The organism is Filimonas effusa, from assembly GCF_004118675.1.
In the GTDB taxonomy this organism is placed as follows: Bacteria; Bacteroidota; Bacteroidia; order Chitinophagales; family Chitinophagaceae; genus Filimonas; species Filimonas effusa.
In genome coordinates this window covers 731,428-751,077 of the sequence record NZ_SDHZ01000002.1, presented here as the reverse complement: position 1 = coordinate 751,077, position 19,650 = coordinate 731,428, and the positions used below count along the sequence as shown (strand labels likewise).

Sequence of the window (19,650 nt, the reverse complement as noted above, 5' to 3'; positions counted from 1 at the left end):
GTTTAAGTGATAGTACAGTAGTGCCTGGATACTATTTCAAGATAGCAGCAGGATGTATTCAATACAATACATCCTGCTTTTTTTTACTGTTAACCGGCGGAGTATATTGGTTGAGGCTGAGGTTTATAGTTCTTTCAGTACCTGGGCTATGTTTTTGTTTTCGTGGACATAGAGTTCAATTTTTTTACGGAGGCGATAGCGGGCTTTGCGGATGCTGTCGGCGGCAACACCTTGCAGGTCGGCCATTTCTTTAGTGGAAAGTCCGAGTTTGGTGAGGGCCAGCAAACGGATCTCGCTTTGGGTGATGCCTGGAATATGCTGGGTGATATTGGTAAAAAAGTTTTTGTAAATGCGTTCAAATAACTGTTTGAAATGCAGCCAATCGTCTTCCGACAATATTGGACGGGAGCGTAATTCTTTGAAAATGTCTTCTATTTGATGTTCTATATGTTCCGGCTGGTTTTCAAGCTCTTGCATTTTGTTGCTGAACTGTTCCAGTAGCTGGTTTTTTTCTACCAGCACATTTGCATATTCTGTCAACTGCTCTTCATTGTTTTTGTTTACTCTTTTCAGGCGATATACAATTTGAAGTGCCACTACCACTACCAGCAGTATTATAATGATGAGGGTATTGCGGAACAATATGTTACGCCGTTCCTCGCTGCGCAGCAGTTCAAGCTGGTATTGATTGCTTTCTTTGATAAGCTTGATTTGTACCGATGCTTTTTCACGTGATTCGCGTGAGCGGAAGAGACTGTCTTTATACAGGATCATAGAATCAAGTACACCAATCAGCATTTTGTCGTTTCCCTGAAGCCTGGCCGTTCTGCTCAGGTTCATATAAATGAAGTAGTAGATGGTGTAAAGTGCTTTACGGGTAAGCTGTGCCTGGTGGGTATGCACCAATTGCCGGGCGTCGTGGATATATTCAAGTGATGCTGCGGTGTTGTTCCGGGCCAGGGCAATGCTCGATAAGGTCATTTTAGCCAGGCAGGCGCTTGTCCAGTTTTGCTTCAGCATACTCAGGTGATAGTCCTTTTTCATAAACACCTCTGCTTCGTTGAGCCTGCCGGCCTGCATATGATTATAACCTATATTGCCCGATACGTCGCCGATATTGGCGGTGTCGCGGATTGCTTCCGCTTTATGAAGGGCGATCTTGAAGCAGGAGTCGGATAAATTCGCTTCTCCTGTTGCCCGGTATATTAATCCGAGTATGTTATGGCAGCCGATATCCGTTTCTTCGGAAGGCATGGGATATTTCATGGCGGCTTGTACAAAGCGTAACGCCTCTACAAGGTCTTCATAATAATAGAAATAGGCATAACCCAGGTCGTAAAGATATTGTCCCATATCGGGGAAATACTGGCTGCCGAGATTTTCCATCAGGGTGTGTGCGCGCAACAGTTTTTCGAGTCCCGAGGCGTAACGGTCTTGTTTATAGGCGTTATTGCCTGCCAGGTGTAACATTACCGGTTCGAGGTATTTCAGTCGGCGCAGGTGCGACAGTTCCAGTCCCTCTTCATAATACTGTTGTGCTTTGGACAGGTTGTTCTGGAGGGTATAATATTGTGCCAGAAAGGCCAGGGCGGCGATTTGTATAGTGGCGTCGTCTTTTTTAAAGGCAGCTTCCTGGAGGGCGTCGTAGAATGCGAGCACCTGTTTTTCATCTGCTCCTTTGTATGACTGGCGCAGGAGGCGACTGATATAGGGAATCTTTTCATAGTCCTTTAAAAGGAACAGGCTATCGGCAGACTGGCTCCATGCCATTGGCGTGAAAAAAACACATCCTATCAGAATAAAAATCCACCTCATAAGCATAAAGGGGGCAGTAAAATCCCGCGGAACTGCAATATATAGCTTTCAAATCAGATTGCCATGTTAATAAGTTATGTCCATAAAGTGTAGACTTGCATATGTAAATGTTTGATATTCAATTTTTAAATTGTCTTTTTTTTGTACGCATCCAATTTTATTACCTATGAGTACAACTTGGTAGTTTGCAGTAAACAATATCGCATATGAGGAACCAAACTACTGCAAATGCGTTTATCTCGCGTCGCGAAAAAGAGGTGTTACAACTGGTAGCTGCTGGCAGGACGTCGAAGGATATTGCCGCTGAATTGTTTTTAAGTGTACGTACAGTGGAGAATCACCGGGTAAATATTCTCAGGAAGCTGGAGGCAAGAAATACAGCCGGCATGTTGAGGCGCGCGATGGAAGTAAACCTGCTGTAATGGTTGCTGCTATCCTTTGAACCATCACCGCTTTAGTAATATCGACAAACCAAAACTACAGATGACCACAAAACTAACTAAACTGTTTTGCCGGGTGGCCTTTGTGTGTATGCTGGCAGGCAGTGTCAATGTGCTCCGGGCGCAGGTAGACCCTCATTTTACCCAGTATTATGTGCATCCTGCCTGGCTGAACCCTGCGTTAACAGGTGCTTTTGACGGCGATTATCGTGCAGCGGCTATTTACCGTAACCAGTGGAGCAGTATCGCCAGTGCCTTTTCCACAACGGGCGTATCGCTGGATCTTACTACTCCCAGAAGCCTGAATGTAGGTGTGAACATATTGAACCAGCGTGCTGGCGACGGCGGATATAATTATACCACAGCCTATGGCAATGCTGCTTTTACGGCTATCCGGTTTGGTGCTGCCGGGCAGCATCGTATTTCGCTGGCCTTGCAGGCCGGACTTATTCAACGCCGTTTCAACACGTCGAAGCTCAGTTTTGGAGATCAATGGAACCCGGTAACCGGTTATAACAGTGCAAATGCAACCAGGGAAGTGTTCGGCCGCACCTCTTCCACTGTTTTTGATGCGGGTGCGGGGATGCTGTATTTCGATGCCTCGCCTGGTAAAAAGGCAAATCTTTTCGGCGGCTTTGCGGTTTCGCATCTCACCCGTCCGGATGATAGTTTCGCCAGCAGCGACGGCAAGGTGAACATGCCTATGCGTTATACGCTTCATGCCGGTGTGCGGCTTGGCATCAATGATAATCTGGCCCTTACACCGCATGGTCTTTTCCTGCGCCAGGGTAAAGCCGAAGAAAAGATGATAGGCGCTTATGCCCAGCTTCGCGCCAATGCCAACACCTCGCTGCTGCTGGGCGCCAACTTCCGTATCCAGGATGCTGTTGCGGTGCAGGCAGGTTATTCGTTCGACAACATGGTACTAAGCGCCAGCTATGATATCAATGTGTCGGATTTAGGTAAAATGGTACATGGGGTGAACAGCTTTGAGATATCACTTGCATTTACCGGCCGTAAAAAAGCGAAGACGCCCGAGGTGGATTTTGTATGTCCCCGATTATAAGAAACCAAAACTACCTGAACATGATTTCAACATTACATAACCCTTATCAGCGGCTTGTGAAGCTAATGGCCTTATGGTTGTTATTGCCGGCCGGTTTGTATGCTCAGGCTTCGAAAGATTACCTGAAAGCTGCGGACAAGTATTTTGGCAAAGCAGACTTTGCATCGGCGGCACTGTACTACGAAAAATATTTATCCGGGCAAGATAAACAGAACGTCAACGGAGGTCCTTATGTCGTAACAGCGGCTGCTGCTGCACCTGTTGCTGCACCGGGCAACAAGCTGGTGGCCACTTACAGGCTGGCGGAGAGTTACCGGCAACTGACGAATATTGCCAGGGCCACACCATTATATGCAGAGGTGGCTGCCGGCGACAGCGGTATGTTTCCGCTTGCCGGATTTTATTATGCTGCCGGAGAAAGGGCGCTGGGTAATTATGATGCCGCTGCCAGCGCTTTTGCCGCTTTCTTGCAAAAGCATTCTCTGCCCCACGAGCAGCAGGTGATAGCCGAAAGGGAGCTGGTGAATTTGCAGTTCATTAAAGCGCAAATGGCTAAAGACGATATTGCGCTGTATAAGATAAAAAAGCTGGCTGAAGGTAAAGCCGGCGCCAGTTATGCCCCGGCATTATTAGCAGCCGATACCGTTTTTTTTACTGCTACCTGGCAGGAGGGAAGTGAACTTCATACCAACAGGCTTTATCAGGCTGTGTTTAGCAATGGTTCCATGGCGCCTGCGGCACCTGCTGCTATTCCTGGTGCCAATAAGCACCAGGGAACTGCCAGTTTTAGTGACGACAGGAAGACATTGTTCTTTACTGCGTGGAACATAATTAAGGGAAAGAAGTCGGCTGCATTATATATAAGCCGGAGGAACGGTAATGGCTGGTCGCAACCCGTGTTGCTGGATACGCTGGTTAACAGACCCGGTTACCAGGCGCAGCAACCTTTTTTGTTACCTGGCGGCAGGTACCTGCTGTTTGTAAGCGACAGGCCTGGTGGTATAGGCGGACTTGATATCTGGTGTGCTGAGCTGGATGGCAGCGGGCATGCTGTACGGGTTTTTAATGCGGGTAATACCATCAATACGGCAGGTAATGAACAGGCTCCTTATTATCATGCTCCCGGCAACAGATTGGTATTTGCATCGGATGGACGTACCGGGATGGGCGGATATGACCTGTACTATAGTAAGGGTAATATTGGTGCCTGGCAAACGCCGGTAAACTTTGGGTATCCTGTCAACTCCGTTAAAGATGATATGTATTTCGCCAGTTTATCGGCAAGCGCCGATCCGCTGGAGATGGCGCTGCTGAGTTCGGACCGGGATGCGGAATGCTGTCTTGAATTGATGGCATTACAATTTGTTCGCCCTGCTGTTGCTGAACCGCCGGTAGCAGTTATTGTTCCCGATACCATGGTTAAGCCTGCTGCTCCTGTGTTTGCTTCACAGGTACTGGAACATGTGTATTATGCACTGAACAGCGCAGAACTGCAACCTGTTTCGTTTATCGTATTAGATCAGCTGGCAGATACGCTAATGAAATATCCTGACCTCGTTGTTGAAATAGGCGGGCATACCGATAACACAGGATCATATGAGTTTAACCTGTTGCTGTCGCAACGCCGCGCCGATAATGTGGTAGCTTACCTGGTGAGTAAGGGAATAGATAAGAAGCGGGTGAGTGCAAAAGGTTATGGTGCCGATAAACCCATAGCTCCCAATACCCATGCCGATGGCAGGGACAATCCCGAAGGCCGTGAAAAGAACAGGCGTACCGAATTGAAAATACTTAAGTAAAAGCCAAAACTACCTGCGATGAAGTTACAACTGCCCGCACTACTGGTGCTGATAGGTTTATTGAACTTTTTTACTGTACATGCGCAAACAAATATTACTATAGGCAGTGGCACAGCTGCCAATGCCGCCACCTCGTATCCTTGTCCTTTACAGGATAATAATGAAGGCCAGCGGGCACAATATCTTTACACTGCTGCTGAATTAACGGCGGCGGGTATGCAGGCCGGAACCATTACGGCTATTCGTTTCAATGTTACGGGGATGGGAACTTTTTCCGGAAAGGCAGAAGCGCTGGCTGTTAAAATGGGAACTACATTAACAACCTCGCTCGACATCAGCACATGGGAGCCGGTGCCGGCCACGAATTTGTTTGGTCCTTTAGATTATGTGCCTGTAGCAGGTGTTAATACCCTGACGTTTTCAACTCCATTTGTATGGGATGGGAAACGGAATATTGTAGTAGAGATATGCAATGGAGCGGCCAACAATGCTACTGCTGTTACCAACACAGGCAACCCGCTTATAACCTGGACAACCGGGCTGGCATTTAATGCCTCGCATAGCTTTGTTGCCAATAACATGGGTAGTTTATGCGGAACGGCTGGTACTGCCAACAACGGTGCCGTCAATACGCGTCCTAATATCGTTTTCAGTTATACGCCTGCAGCTGCTTGTTCGGGAACACCGGAGGGAGGTGTTACGGCGTCTTCTGTGACTACCATATGCCCTGATACCGATTTCCTGTTAAGTCTTACCGGCAGCAGTGTTGCCCAGGGGCTTAGCTACCAGTGGCAGAATTCGGTGAACAATGTTACCTGGGCTACGATTCCCGGCGCTACAGATCCTTTCTTAACCACCCGCCAGTCTGCGGGTACCTGGTATCGTTGTGTGGTAACGTGTACTAATGGCGGCGCTTCCGATGCATCGGATCCCGTTTTTGTATCATCGCCTGCGCTCATATCCGGGACCTTTACCATTAACAGCAACCAGCCTGCAGGCGGGGGCAATTTCCAGTCGTTCAATGATGCCTACAATCATATTAAATGTGGTATCGACGGGCCTGTGGTATTTAATGTAGTTGCAGGCAGTGGCCCCTATAATGAACAATTGATCATAAACCCGGTTCCCGGCGCTTCGGCCGCGAATGCCGTGGTGTTTAACGGGAACGGTGCAACCATTAAGTTCCCTTCGGTGAATACCAATGAGCGTGCGGTGATAAAGCTGAATGGTGCAGATCATATCCGGCTGAATAACCTGGTAATAGATGCTACTACGCCGGCTACCGGAACTTACTATGGGTATGGCGTGCAACTGATTAATGATGCGGATAGTAATACGATAAGCAACTGTACCATTACTTCAAACCTTTTAAGTGCCTATAACAATGCATACGCCGGTGTTGTGATGAATTCTTCTGCCACCGGCGCTACCGCAAACGGGGCTACGCTTTGCGACAGCAATAGTATTATCAACAATACGATAACCGGGGGATATGTTTCGGTTACGGTGGTGGGCAGCAATACGCAGGCTATTGCCCGGAACCTGGTGCAGGGCAACCGCCTGAGAGATTTCTTTAACTATGGTGTATATGTGGCCGGCAGTGTTGGTACGGTAGTGAAGAATAATGATATCAGCAGACCTGCTTTAAGCACCCCGGGTGATTTTTATGGTGTGATGGTAAGCACATTAAATACCCTTTCAGTGATAACGGGTAATCGCATTCATGATCCGTTCAGCGCTGCACCAGGCAGTACTTCTACGTTTTATGCTATTCAGCATTCGGGTACCGATGCTTTTGAAGGACTTGAAAACCGGGTAACGAATAATCTTGTTTACAGGGTAAATGGTATGGGGGCGCAGTACGGTATTTACAACAATAGTTCCGATTATGTGCTGTATCATCACAATACCATTTCGCTTGACGATGTTGCCAGCACTGCCACCAATGTAGCGAGGGCTTACTATCAGAACCAGCAGGCGGTAGGCATCCAGTTCTTCAATAATATTATTACCATCACCCGTGGCGGCGCTGGTGTGAAACATGCACTCTATCGCAGTACGCCTGCTACCAGCGATTCTTTAAATAATAATAATTATTATGTAAATGCGCCCGGGGGTGCACTGGGATTCTATAACAATGTTACTTATTATGTTTTGAACGACTGGAAGAAAGGGGTGAACCAGGATGGTGCTTCTTTCAGTTATAATCCATTTTATAAGGATACTGCCAATGGCGACTACACACCGGTTTCGCTTGTGTTGGATAACAGGGGATCGGCGCAGGGTGTAACGGTTGATATCAAAGGTGCGTTGCGGAGTAATTCAGCTCCCGACCTTGGGGCTTTTGAATTCAGTTTGCCACCTTGTAATACCAGCCCGGCAGGCGGGAATGCAGTTGCCTTTCCCAATTCAGATGTTTGTATGGCCTTGCCTGTTCAGCTGGGGCTGGAAGGTAATACTACCGGCACCGGCCAGACTGTTCAATGGCAGTATGCTAGTACTGCCAGCGGTACCTGGACGAACCTTGGCGGTGTTTTGCCTTATCCTGATACGGCGGTAGCGGCTGCATCCAATATTTATTACCGTGCGGTGCTTACCTGCGGCGGTAACACAGCTATCTCCAACCCGGTACAGGTTACGGTAAACCCGGGATTACCGGCGGGCACCTATACCATCAATCCTGCTGCGGCAGCGGGAAGCGGCAATTTCCAGAGTTTTGGAACGGCTATAACAGCTATGCGCTGCGGCATTGGCGGCGCCGTTACTTTCAATGTTTACCCGGGTACTTATAATGAAAGGATAAGGATTAATGCCATCACTGGTGCGGGCGCCAACAGCCGGGTTACATTTCAGAGCCTTACAGGAGATCCTGCCTCTGTAATACTTACTTCAGGAACGGCTACTGCATCGGCCAACTATGTGTTGCAATTGGATAGCGCTGCCTATGTGAGTTTCAGGAATCTTTCTGTTACTACCACGGCCACTACTTATGCCAGGGCTATTGATATTGCCAATATTTCTTCGTACGATAGTATTGTGAACTGTAATGTTACGGCGCCTGCCACCACTGCTACGGCCAATACCAGCGCTGCAATTTTCTCTAATACGATGACGGGAAGCGGTAATGTCATCAGAGGGAATGTGGTGAAGGGAGGTGCTTATGGTGTTATGTTGTCTGGCGTATCGCTGACTGCCATGGGTAACGAGAATATTATAGAGGGCAATGATGTGAGCGGCGCATTTTACAGTGGTATTTATGCCACCTACAACAGGCGGATGCAGATAAAGCAGAATACCATTACCACGGCTCCGCCGGCTTCCGCTACTGCCTATGCCATTTACACCATGTATTGCGATACCGCTTACCAGTTTACCGGGAATAATATTACTATCAGGAATACTACAGGTAACGCATACGGAATTTACGCCAATTTATGCCGCAGCACAGCGGAAGTGTCCGGAGTTATTTCCAATAACAGGATCAAGGCTGTAGATAATGTTACGGGTAATGTGTATGGGTTGTATGAATATGCTACCAGCGGTAATACCACTGTGAATAATGTGATAGCGGTTAAAACTACTGCAAATACGGCTTATGGTATTTACAGCGCCAATGGTGTCAATGTTAAATATTGGAATAACTCTGTAAACAACAGCTCTGCAGCTGCCACTGCTACCAATATGGCTGCTTATTTCGATCATATTACTTACAGCTATGGCAATATAAATATCAGGAATAATATCTTTTACCACAGCGGTGGTAACAGGGCTATGGGGGTATCGCTCTTCAGCTTTATCAACAGTGACTATAACTTGCTTTACAGTACCGGAGGCGTATTGTTGTCTTCTACAACGCCTGTCGCCACGTATGCCACGCTGGCCGAATGGCAGAATGCTTCGGGCTGGGATGTGAACAGTATGAATTATGCGCCTGCCTTCGATAATGCTGAAACACTCACACCTGATTTGTCCAGTTCTCATGTATGGGCAATGCATGGCAGGGGTGTTCAGCTGGCGGGCAATGCTACCGATATCAACAATAATGTAAGGCCTGTTAGTTTGCAGGACGGGGTGCCTGACCTGGGCGCTTATGAATTTGTACCAACATCGCAGCCGGAAGTATTGACAGCTAGTCCTGCTGCACCTGTAGCGGGAGCAACGCAGACCTTTACATTGGGGTCTGATGTGGTAGCCAGTATTACCTGGGGAGCGAATGTGCCGGCCTCGTTTGCACTGCGCCGTTATTCGGGTGTTAAACCGCAGGGAGTAGCTGCCGGCGCGCAGTCGATGTACTATTACCTCTCGGCAGATATGCCTGCCGGTAATTATAATGCGGATATCAGGCAATATTATGTGCCTTCCTGGCTCGGTGATGTGCCTGCGTATGGTTATATTAAATCGGGCAAGGCGGCATTGGGCGGTAGCTGGTCTGTCAATACAACCAGTGTGACCGACACGCTCCGGAATACGATTGCAGAGTCGGGTGTGCCTGTGCCTGCTCAAATGACCGGATTAACTGATGGAAATAAAACCGTAAGCCGGTCACCAATTATTTACCAGACTTTCGATTCATCGAACAGGGGAACGGAGTTCTGGTTGTCTTATGGTCATGTACTGTCTTTTAAGAGCATTAACAACCAGGAACTATTACTATATCTGAATGCGGAAAAGGAAGCGCATGTTACGGTGAGAGTGAATGGTACTACCTATGAAAAGACATATACGATAGCAGCCAATACAACTGTTGTAACACAACCTATACCTAAAACCGGTATCAACGATGCGAGGTTACAGGCCGAAGGCATGTATGACAGAGGTATCAGTATCACCAGTGATGTACCTGTTGCAGCTTATGCAGCTTTGTATGTGCCGTTAGGTGAAACATCGAATGCCGCCACCATGCTGTTGCCATCGGGTACATATGGATACGACTATACAAGTATCAATATGCGGCAGCGGGTATTCAGTTCCTACAATGTGAACCCGGGATCGTCGTGGATAAATATTGTTGCAACGCATGACAGTACTGTAGTTCAGATAACGCCCTCACAACCTTCCATGGGTGGAAGGGATGCGGGTGTTCCGTTTACCGTTACATTAATGCGGGGCCAGGTTTACCAGCTCATGGGTGCGGTAATTAAAGACGAGCCGGGGCAGAATAGTTACGACTATAGTTATGATCTTACGGGAACACGTGTGCTTTCGATTGCGAATGAACATGGCAATTGTTATCCTGTAGCTGTATTCTCGGGCAGCAGCCATACCTATATGGGATGCGGAACGCCTGATCCTTTGATTGGTGACGGCTATTTGCAACAGAATTTCCCGGCATCGGCATGGGGTACAAAATTCCTGACAGCGCCGGTAGCTGTTCCGGGAACTCCTGCTACCAGTTTCAACCTGCTTTACCGTGTTGTGGTAAAGGATCCTGCTACCCAGGTGAAGCGTAACGGTACTGTGTTATCGGGACTGGTAGTACCGGGCAACTATTATGAATTTCCGAGTAATACTGCCGATTACATAGAAGCAGACCAGCCTGTGTCGGTAGCGCAAATGGCGCCATCGCCCAATTACTGTGGCAATACCGGTGGGGATGTTGAAATTACCTATGTGAGCGCTTTGAACCAGGGGGTTACCAGCAGTATTGTGCCACGTATGATGCACTCTGCCACAACAGAGCAAAGTACTGTTGTAATAGTGCCTACTGCTGCGCTGGCCTCACTGCGCATCGATAATAGTAATACGTTTTCCTATACTTATGCGCATCCTAATCTTGCCGGGTACACTGTAGTAGTGAAACAATGGTCAACACCCATTTCGGGCCAGGCAGTGGTTACGTGCGACCAGCCTTTTACAGGCGTATCATATGGTTCTGGTTTTCTAAATAATTATGCGTGTAATATAGCCATCCGCATTTCCAATCCGGGCATATCAACAAGTATTAAAAATACGTTGAACAGCACCGGCAGTGCCACTAATGAATATACCTGCGCCAAAGCGCCTTTCAGGCCTTCCATACGTATACCGTTACAAGCGGAATCGATCACCTGGACATTCAGTGCTATAACGGGTGCGCGGCCGGCGGGTGATATAACGCAGGCCAACCCCGTTGCCGCAGGCACTACGGTGGTTGATGGCGTTACTTATTACAACTACGTGTTGCCACAGGATGTTTCTATCGATCATGCCGGTAGTTATGTGTTGCCGGTGGTCGTGAAACATGCCAGTTTTGGCGGATGCAGCAAAACCCTGGCGTTTGCATTGAACATACTTGTGAAGGACGCTCCGGTATCGGACTTCACGGCTGCGCCTGCAGCTGTGTGCGCGGGTAAACCTATCGACTTAACAGGTACTGATAATACACCGGGGTTTGTGGTGAACCGCTGGAATTGGACGTTCTCCGACGCTGCTACGGCCCAGGGACAACAAACTTCCAAAACGTTTGCTGTTGCAGGAACTCAGGCAGTTTCCTTGCGTATTGTTACTGAAGAAGGTTGTATTGGTGATACTGCCAAAGATGTAACGATCTATAGTCTGCCTTCAGTTACGCTGGCAAGCAATACATTGACCATCTGCCCCAATGAAACAGGTGCACTGGCTATAGCGAGCCCTGTTACCGGTATAACGTACAACTGGTATACACAGGAAACAGGAGGAACTTCGGTTCATTCAGGGACATCCTATTCTGTTACTGCAACGGGAACCTATTATGCCGAAGCGGTATCGGCAGAGGGTTGCATCAGTAATCCAAGGGGAAAAGCAGTGGTAGCTATTTATGCTGCATTGCCATCACCTGTGGTAACGGTAGATTCTGCCGGGGTGAACTTTGTTCGTTTCCGCTGGAACAATGTGCCGGGCGCTACGGGTTATGATGTGTCGCTTGATGGTGGTGCCAACTTTATCACACCTGCAGGTGGCGGTACAAGTCTTACGTACACTGTTACGCCGCTGGCTCCGGTTACGCAGGCCACGCTGGTAGTAAGGGCCAATGGTGCTGTGTTGTGCCAGACGGGGCTTTCCACGGCGGTTACCGGGCAAACATTACCAGACCAGATATTTATCCCCAACTCTTTCACGCCTAATAACGACCAGCGTAACGATACCTGGCAGGTATATGGGTATGTGTTTAAAAATCTGAAGGTGATGGTGTTTAACCAATGGGGGCAGAAAGTGTTTGATGCTACCGGTGCGCAGGTGAGCTGGGACGGCAGGTTCAATGGAAAGGAAATGCCATCGGGCGTATATATGTACGTGGTACAGGCAACACTACAGGATGGAACGGTGGAATACCGGAAGGGATCTATTAACCTGATCAGATAATGTGATCATAAACGATAGCAAAGGCCATTGCCGGTGAAGAACCGGCAATGGTCGTTGCTGTTTCAGGACAACTATATGATAAAACAGTTTATAATAATCTCAGTAATACTGGTAGCGGGTATAAGCCGTGTGTGCGGGCAGCAGCTAAGTAACAGCGGCCAGGATTTTTGGGTGGCTTATGGGCATCACCAGTTTTTTGAAGCAGGTAATACCAATGGCCAGGAAATGGTATTGTATCTGAGTACCGACGACAAGCCTGCGAATGTGACTGTGAGTATTAACGGCACCAGCTGGAAGAAAACCTATAAAGTGCCTGCCAATTCGGCTTTAGCAACCGATTATATGCCTAAAAGCGGCGTGTCGGACGCCCGGCTGTACACTCCTCCCGTTTCTTTTGGAGGCACCGGGAGTGAGGGCATCTTTAACCGTGGCATTCATATAGAAAGTGATGTGCCTATTGTTGCCTATGCGCATATTTTTGGACTCCAAAGCTCGGGCGCTACTATGTTATTGCCTGTAGAAACCTGGGGATTCAATTATACGTCGCTCAACTTTACGCAACGTTTTAATACCGATTGTTTTTCTTGGTTGCATGTAATAGCGGCGCATGATAACACCAGGATAGAGATTACGACAACTGTGCCTACACGTGGTGGCAGAACGGCGGGTGAAAAATTTAATGTGGTGCTTAACAAGGGACAGGTGTACCAGATGCTGGGCTCCGGAACAAGTGTGCCGGTGGGAAGCGGATATGACGTAAGTGGTTCTACGATAAAAGTAGTGCCTAACGACGAGGGGAAATGTTTTCCTGTGGCAGCTTTCAGCGGCAGCAGCCGCACCCAAATGAGCATGGGAAACTGCACGCCGCTGGGTGGAGATAATTTTATTCAGCAACTGTTTCCTGCACAGGCCTGGGGCAAGAGATACCTGACAGCTCCGTTTTCATTGAGCCAGGATGCTACTGTTTCAATGCCCTGTTATTACCGCGTTCTGGTAGAAGATCCTGCTACTGAAGTAAGGATCAACGGCGCTTTGTTACCCGGCCTTACGCCGGGGCGTTATTACCAATTTGCCAGCAGCAGTGCTGATTATATTACAGCCAACAAGCCTATTATGGTAGCGCAGTATATGCCTTCGACCGGCTGCAACGGGAGCGTTGTAGGTGATGAAGAAATGATTTATTTAAGCCCGGTGGAACAGGCTATAAAGAAGGTGGTGTTCTTCCGTACTACCAATACTAAAATAGAGGTGAACTATCTTACGCTTATTATCCCAACCCAGGGCTTGTTGTCGTTGCGTATAGATGGCAGCGCAACTTACGATCATAGTTACCCCCACCCGGCGCTTCCAGGGTATTCGGTTGTAGTGAAACGATGGAAAGCGGCACAGGCGCAGGTGAAAGTAGAAAGCGATTCGGCTTTTACTGCTGTCACCTACGGGCAGGGAGGCACTGAATCGTATGGATATAATGCAGGAACCCTGATGAATAACCTGCGTGGCAAGGGGGAGGTGAAGAATCAATATAGCGAAGCGCCAGGTGCCAGCAGTTATACCTGTCGTAATACGCCCTTTTTTCCGTCGGTATTTATATCCATCAAACCTACTGTCCTGCGCTGGGCGTTTAGCGAAGGTGGGGCTATGTCACCTGCCACTGATGTGGTGGAAGTTTCGCCTGAACCTGTGGATTCGCAGCGGGTGAACAATCTCTGGTATTACCAATACACTTTAAAACAGCCTGTTGCCTATACCGATACCGGCAATAAGATTCTGCCGGTGTATTACACCCATCCTTCGCTGGAGAGCTGTAATCATACCGAAGTAGTGAATATTCCCGTGGTGGTAAAGCCTGCTGTAAAAGCCGGGTTCTCTTACTCCAATAGTCCTGCTGCACAAACTTATACCGGTTGCCGGCTCGATACGTTGTACTTTACACCTTTAACGCCGGCTAGCCGTTACCGCTGGAGTTTTTCTGCTGCCATTGCCGATACTTTATGGCAGGAGGCGCCAAAGAAACTATATGCTGCTGCCGGCAACTACCAGGTGCGTATGCAGGGTATTATGCCCGATGGCTGTGTGGCGGATACTACCATAGCTATCCAGGTTTACCCGGCCCCTGTGGCTGACTTCTCTTTATCTGCTTCTGCTGTTTGTGAGCAGTCGCAGGTGTCTGCTTCCAGTGCGGCTTCGTATGGTGGTCCTGCCAGTTTCCAGTCGTACTACTGGTCATCAGGCGATGGCAGGGTTATAGATAACAACAATAAGGCTCCCGGTATACGTTATGATCATCATGGTATTTATATGGTGAAGCATGTTGCCCGGATCAGTGAAACGTGTATCAGCGATACTGTTACTCATGTGGTACAGGTATATGCCCGGCCTGTTGCGGCATTTAGTTTTCCCGGCGGCTGTTTGGATGCAAGTGGTGAGGTAAGGTTTACGAATACCAGCAGTGTGGCCGATGCGCAGCCAATGACGTATCTCTGGAATTTTGGTGATGCGGGTTCGGGGGCTGCTAACAGCTCTACGTTACAACACCCCGTTCACCGTTATACAGATTACAAAGAATATACCCTTGTACTGAAGGCTACTACCAGTGAAGGATGTGTACATGACACCACTGTCAAGGCCAGTTTTGCGCTCAGGCCCATTATGAACTTTGATGCTATCCCCGGTATATGCGGCAACAGAACTGATGTATTGATAGATAAAGCGCGTGTAACGAACGGTGTGCCTGGCTCAGGTTTTTATAAGGGCCCCGGAACGGGTAGTGATGGTCATTTTAATGCAAAGCAGGCGGGTGCGGGAACGCAACGTGTCTGGTATATTTATGAAACCAGCGGAGACTGTAAGGATTCCATTTCCCAAACGATTGCGGTGCTACCTCAACCGAAGGCCGGGTTTACCGTTACGCAGGAAGGTGTGTGCGAAGGTGTTGCACATACATTTACCGATGCCAGTGAAGAAAGTGGTGCCGTTATTACTGCTCATAACTGGCTATTTGGTGATGGAACAGTGGCGTGGGAGACCAGCCCTGTAAAACAATATCTGCGTCCCGGAACCTATAGTGTGCGGCTTGTTGTAACGGATGCATCGGGATGTATTTCGGATACCACGCAAAAGACAGTGGTATTGTATCCGAAACCGGTTGTAGATGCGGGACCGGTTCGTGTAGGTAAGGAGGGTACTACTGTTACACTTGCCGGAAGTATAAATGATGTTACGGCTGCTTTACGCTGGACGCCGGCAACGGGGTTAAGCAGTGATGCCATATTACATCCTGTGGCCCTGGTAGAGAAGGATATTACTTATACGCTTACGGCTACCTCGCTGTATAACTGCCAGTCGTTTGACACCACCAGTGTAAAGGTGTCGCGGCTTCTGGAGATACCCAATGTTTTTTCTCCTAATGGTGATGGCATCAACGATACGTGGATGATAAAAAATATCACGGACTACAGCAGGGTAATAGTTCAGGTATTTAACAGGTATGGTGTCAGGGTATGGGAATCGGCGGGAGCGGGGCGTTCCTGGGATGGTAATTATAACCAGAAGATCCTGCCTGCTGGAACGTATTATTATGTGATTAATCTGAATAACGGCTCTAAACCTTTAACGGGCTCAGTTACTATCATCAGGTGATAGTAACTGAACCCGTTAACCCTTTATCCGGCGGTATAGTTTTAAAAGGCTATACCGCTTTTATTTTACTTCCTGTAAGGCTATCAAACGGCTGTAAATGCCGCCCTGGGCCAGCAGATCGGCATGTGTGCCGCGTTCGGCTATCTCTCCCTTTTGTAATACGATGATCTCATCGGCGTGGCGGATCGTACTTAAACGGTGAGCTATCACCAGCGAAGTACGGTTTTGCATCATATTATTGATGGCATCCTGTACCAGTCTTTCACTTTCTGTATCCAGTGAAGACGTAGCTTCGTCCAGGATAAGAATGGGGGGATTCTTCAATACCGCCCGGGCAATGGTAAGACGTTGTTTCTCTCCGCCACTGAGTTTACTTCCCCTGTCGCCGATATTGGTATCAAAACCTTCTTCTTTCTGTTCAATGAAATGAAGGGCATTGGCAATTTTCGCCGCCTGAACAATTTCCTCCTTGCTGGCCGCTGGCTTACCCAGCGATATATTCTGGGCTATACTATCGTTGAACAGGATAGGCTCCTGTGTTACAATACTGATCTGGCTCCTTAAAGCATTCAGACTGTATTCACGGATATCGGTTCCGTCGATCAGCAACTGGCCGGAGCTGATATCATGAAAACGCGGAACCAGGTCGGCCAGCGTACTCTTACCGGCGCCACTGCTGCCAACCAGTGCCACTGTTTTCCCTTTGGGAATAACCAGGTTGATATTCTTCAGGATCGTATGTTCACCATAGCCAAAGCTAACATTGCGGAATTCGATGCTTTGCTGGAAATCAAGCGGTAAAATGCCCTTGTCTTCCACTATAACAGGTGCCTGCAGCAGTTCTTCTACCCGCTCTATGGCCGCTGCTCCGCGTTGTATATTAAAGAAAGCGGTCGACAGGTTCTTGGCAGGGTTGATTATAATGGCGAAGAACGCGATATAGGCCATCAGGTCATTACCCGGAAAACTGTTGTATTTAATGGCAAGGATACCGCCGGCATATAAGATAATGGCAAGTACCGCTACGCCCAATACCTCGGTAAGCGGCGAAGCCAGGTCGCGGCGGGAGTTCATTTTATTGCGGATAAGAAAAATATCGTGGTTCACTTTCTCGAAACGGCCGCGTAACAACTTCTCCGCCAGAAAGGCTTTCACTACTCTTATGCCGCCAAGCGTTTCATCCATGATAGAAAGGGCGCCTCCCAGCTTTTCCGCAGCATCCTGCGACTGGCGCTTGAGCGTACGGCTGATACGGCCGATAACGAACCCCGTAACCGGCAGCAACACCAGCAAAAACAGCGATAACATGGGACTTAACACCACCATGCATATCAGGTAACCCAGTATTGTCAGCGGGTCCTTGATAAGGCCTTCCATGGTGCTTACAACCGAACTTTCTATTTCCGCAACGTCATTGGTCATCCGCGAAATGATATCACCTTTCTTCTGGTCGGTAAAATAACCCACAGGCAGCACCAGTATCTTTTCATACAGATCGTTCCGCAGCTTGGTAGTGATAGCGCTTCGGATAGGTGCAGAAATAAGGTTGGAAAGGTAAATGAAGAGATTCTTCAGCAGTGTGGCCACTATAATGAACAGGCAGATAACTGCCAGCGCGTATATTTTTCCATGTTCCTGGATCACGCCATTTAAGAAATCGGATACATAATGGGTGGCCGCATTTGACTCGATCGCCTGTTTGGTGGCGTCCGCTTTACCAGGGTCCCCTATGATCAGCGACAGGAACGGCGATAACATCGCAATCGAGAAAATACCGAAAAGTGTGCCCAGGATGGTGCAGATAACATACCATACCAGTTTACCCTTATAAACCCCTATATATTTAAATATCCGCTCAAAACGTTTCATAATCTGTATTAAAACCCGCAAAGTAACTAATTTTACAGCCAAACAAACGTTAGAGTTATGGAGGAAGGAAAACGTCAGAGACAGGTGGCAGGTGTGCTGCAGGAAGAATTGAATGATATCTTCAGGCGCTTTGGGCTTAATATGATGAATGGGGGCATGGTCTCGATCTCCTCTGTGAAAGTAACGCCAGACTTGCTGGAAGCCAGGATTTATATCAGCCTGTTCCAGGTAAAAGATATGGAAGCGGCCCTGAAAAAGATCGATGACCGCGCATGGGAGATCAAAAAAGAACTCGGCAACAGGGTGAAAAACCAGCTGCGCCGTATACCGGTATTACATTTTTACCTCGATGATACCCTGGAGCATGTATTTAAAATGGAAGACCTGTTCAAAAATATCAATGAACAGGATGAAGCCATCCGCAAAAGCCAGGATAACGAAGAAAATACCGGAAACTGATTTCCTAAAGATTAAATAAGAATTATTGGAACTGCTATTCGCATGGCGTTATTTCAGGTCTAAGAAATCAACGAATGCCATTAATATCATTGCCTGGATAAGCGTGCTGGCTATCGCCGTAGGTACGGCTGCCCTTATTGTGGTATTGAGTGTATTTAATGGTTTTGAAGACCTGGTGCGCGGCATGTATAGCGATTTCTATTCCGATATCAAGATCTCGCCTGCCACAGGCAAGTTCTTTAAAATGGATACGGTTCAACTGAAAGCCATCAGGCATACCGCCGGGGTGAAGGACATTAGCTGCGTGGTAGAAGAAAAGTCCATGCTCATGAATGGCGACGCCCAGTCTATTGTTACGCTGAAAGGGGTCGACGAGTTCTATCCCGCTGTGAACCGCCTGCAGGAGCATGTTACCCGTGGCAGCTATAACCTGGGCTCAACATCGCACCCGCTGCTGGTAGCCGGCGCCGGCATTGAAAACGCCGTAGCCGTAGATCCTGAATCTAACTTGTCAACACTCACCATTTACCTGCCCGACCGCAGCGCCGCCAACTTCTCCGCAGAAGAAGGCATGCGCTCTTTCGATGTAAATATTGCCGGGGCCTTCATGATCCAGCAGGAATTCGACAATAAATACGCTTTCACCAACCTCCCCTTTGTGCAGTATATGCTCGATCTGGGACCCAATGAATACAGCAGCGTAGAACTGGCCGTAACCAGCGAACAACAGTTGCAGCGCGTAAAGCAGCAACTGAAACAAACCCTGGGGAAAAACTTTGTAGTACGCACCCGGCTCGAACAGAACCAGAGCCTTTTCACCGTTATGCAGGTCGAAAAATGGGTCATATATGGCATCCTTTCCCTGATCCTGGTGGTAGCTGCGTTTAATATGATAGGAGCGCTTACCATGCTGGTGCTCGAAAAGCAGAAAGATATCGCAGTGCTCAAGGCTATCGGCGCAAACGATCAAACCATCCAGAAGATCTTCCTGGGCGAAGGGCTGGTACTGGCCACCGTAGGAGGCGTAGCCGGTATGCTGCTCGCTTTTATCATTTGTATCGTACAACTGAAATTCAAGCTGGTAAAACTCGAAGGCGGCACCTTTATCATCGATTACTACCCGGTAAAGATGCTTGGCTGGGACTTTCTGCTGGTGACCATTACAGTGCTTTTTGTAACCATACTCGCCGCCTGGATTCCATCGCGCAAAGCCGCCGCACAGCTGTTCATCCTCAAAAGCTAA

The 19,650-nt window shown here is 48.3% G+C and carries 9 protein-coding genes; 7 read left to right on the top strand and 2 right to left on the bottom strand.

Going from position 1 to position 19,650, the window contains the following annotated elements; genetic code table 11:
* Positions 1-123: 123 nt before the first annotated feature.
* Positions 124-1,815 carry a helix-turn-helix transcriptional regulator gene (locus ESB13_RS14315; protein WP_129004332.1) on the bottom strand — a complete coding sequence of 564 codons (1,692 nt, stop codon included), beginning with the start codon at positions 1,813-1,815 and terminating at the stop codon, positions 124-126.
* A 206-nt stretch (positions 1,816-2,021) separates the two neighbouring features.
* On the opposite strand from ESB13_RS14315, the gene ESB13_RS14310 reads away from it, so the two are divergent.
* The 5 genes from ESB13_RS14310 (at position 2,022) to ESB13_RS14290 (ending at position 16,079) form a co-directional block, all read left to right on the top strand.
* The gene (locus ESB13_RS14310; protein ID WP_129004331.1) at positions 2,022-2,237 is read left to right on the top strand and encodes a response regulator transcription factor; all 216 of its coding nucleotides are present in this window, start codon (positions 2,022-2,024) and stop codon (positions 2,235-2,237) included.
* 61 nt (positions 2,238-2,298) lie between these two features.
* Entirely contained in the window at positions 2,299-3,321 is a 1,023-nt protein-coding gene (locus ESB13_RS14305) for a PorP/SprF family type IX secretion system membrane protein (protein ID WP_246022547.1), read from the top strand.
* A 20-nt stretch (positions 3,322-3,341) separates the two neighbouring features.
* Positions 3,342-5,120 (top strand): OmpA family protein, encoded by a 1,779-nt coding sequence (locus ESB13_RS14300; protein ID WP_164974215.1) that lies wholly within the window; start codon positions 3,342-3,344, stop codon positions 5,118-5,120.
* An 18-nt stretch (positions 5,121-5,138) separates the two neighbouring features.
* A complete protein-coding gene (locus ESB13_RS14295) occupies positions 5,139-12,440 on the top strand; it encodes a T9SS type B sorting domain-containing protein (protein ID WP_129004329.1) in 7,302 nt (2,433 codons plus the stop codon).
* Positions 12,441-12,515: 75 nt separating this feature from the next.
* Positions 12,516-16,079, top strand: a complete 3,564-nt coding sequence (locus ESB13_RS14290) for a PKD domain-containing protein (RefSeq protein WP_164974214.1) — start codon at positions 12,516-12,518, stop codon at positions 16,077-16,079.
* Positions 16,080-16,139: 60 nt separating this feature from the next.
* Here ESB13_RS14290 and ESB13_RS14285 read toward each other — a convergent pair whose 3' ends face one another.
* Positions 16,140-17,948, bottom strand: coding sequence for an ABC transporter ATP-binding protein (locus ESB13_RS14285; protein ID WP_129004327.1), 1,809 nt, complete (start codon positions 17,946-17,948; stop codon positions 16,140-16,142).
* A gap of 57 nt (positions 17,949-18,005) precedes the next feature.
* On the opposite strand from ESB13_RS14285, the gene rbfA reads away from it, so the two are divergent.
* Together rbfA and ESB13_RS14275 are read left to right on the top strand one after the other, a co-directional pair.
* Positions 18,006-18,407 (top strand): 30S ribosome-binding factor RbfA, encoded by a 402-nt coding sequence (gene rbfA, locus ESB13_RS14280; RefSeq protein WP_129004326.1) that lies wholly within the window; start codon positions 18,006-18,008, stop codon positions 18,405-18,407.
* 25 nt (positions 18,408-18,432) lie between these two features.
* Complete coding sequence (locus ESB13_RS14275) at positions 18,433-19,650, top strand: FtsX-like permease family protein (protein ID WP_129004325.1); 1,218 nt, start codon at positions 18,433-18,435, stop codon at positions 19,648-19,650.

Bases quoted from the DNA above. Each gene is read 5' to 3' on its own strand.
- ESB13_RS14295 (WP_129004329.1), top strand. From the start codon at position 5,139: ATGAAGTTACAACTGCCCGCACTACTGGTGCTGATAGGTTTATTGAAC.
- ESB13_RS14290 (WP_164974214.1), top strand. From the start codon at position 12,516: ATGATAAAACAGTTTATAATAATCTCAGTAATACTGGTAGCGGGTATA.
- ESB13_RS14310 (WP_129004331.1), top strand. From the start codon at position 2,022: ATGAGGAACCAAACTACTGCAAATGCGTTTATCTCGCGTCGCGAAAAA.
- ESB13_RS14285 (WP_129004327.1), bottom strand. From the start codon at position 17,948: ATGAAACGTTTTGAGCGGATATTTAAATATATAGGGGTTTATAAGGGT.
- ESB13_RS14300 (WP_164974215.1), top strand. From the start codon at position 3,342: ATGATTTCAACATTACATAACCCTTATCAGCGGCTTGTGAAGCTAATG.
- rbfA (WP_129004326.1), top strand. From the start codon at position 18,006: ATGGAGGAAGGAAAACGTCAGAGACAGGTGGCAGGTGTGCTGCAGGAA.
- ESB13_RS14305 (WP_246022547.1), top strand. From the start codon at position 2,299: ATGACCACAAAACTAACTAAACTGTTTTGCCGGGTGGCCTTTGTGTGT.
- ESB13_RS14315 (WP_129004332.1), bottom strand. From the start codon at position 1,815: ATGAGGTGGATTTTTATTCTGATAGGATGTGTTTTTTTCACGCCAATG.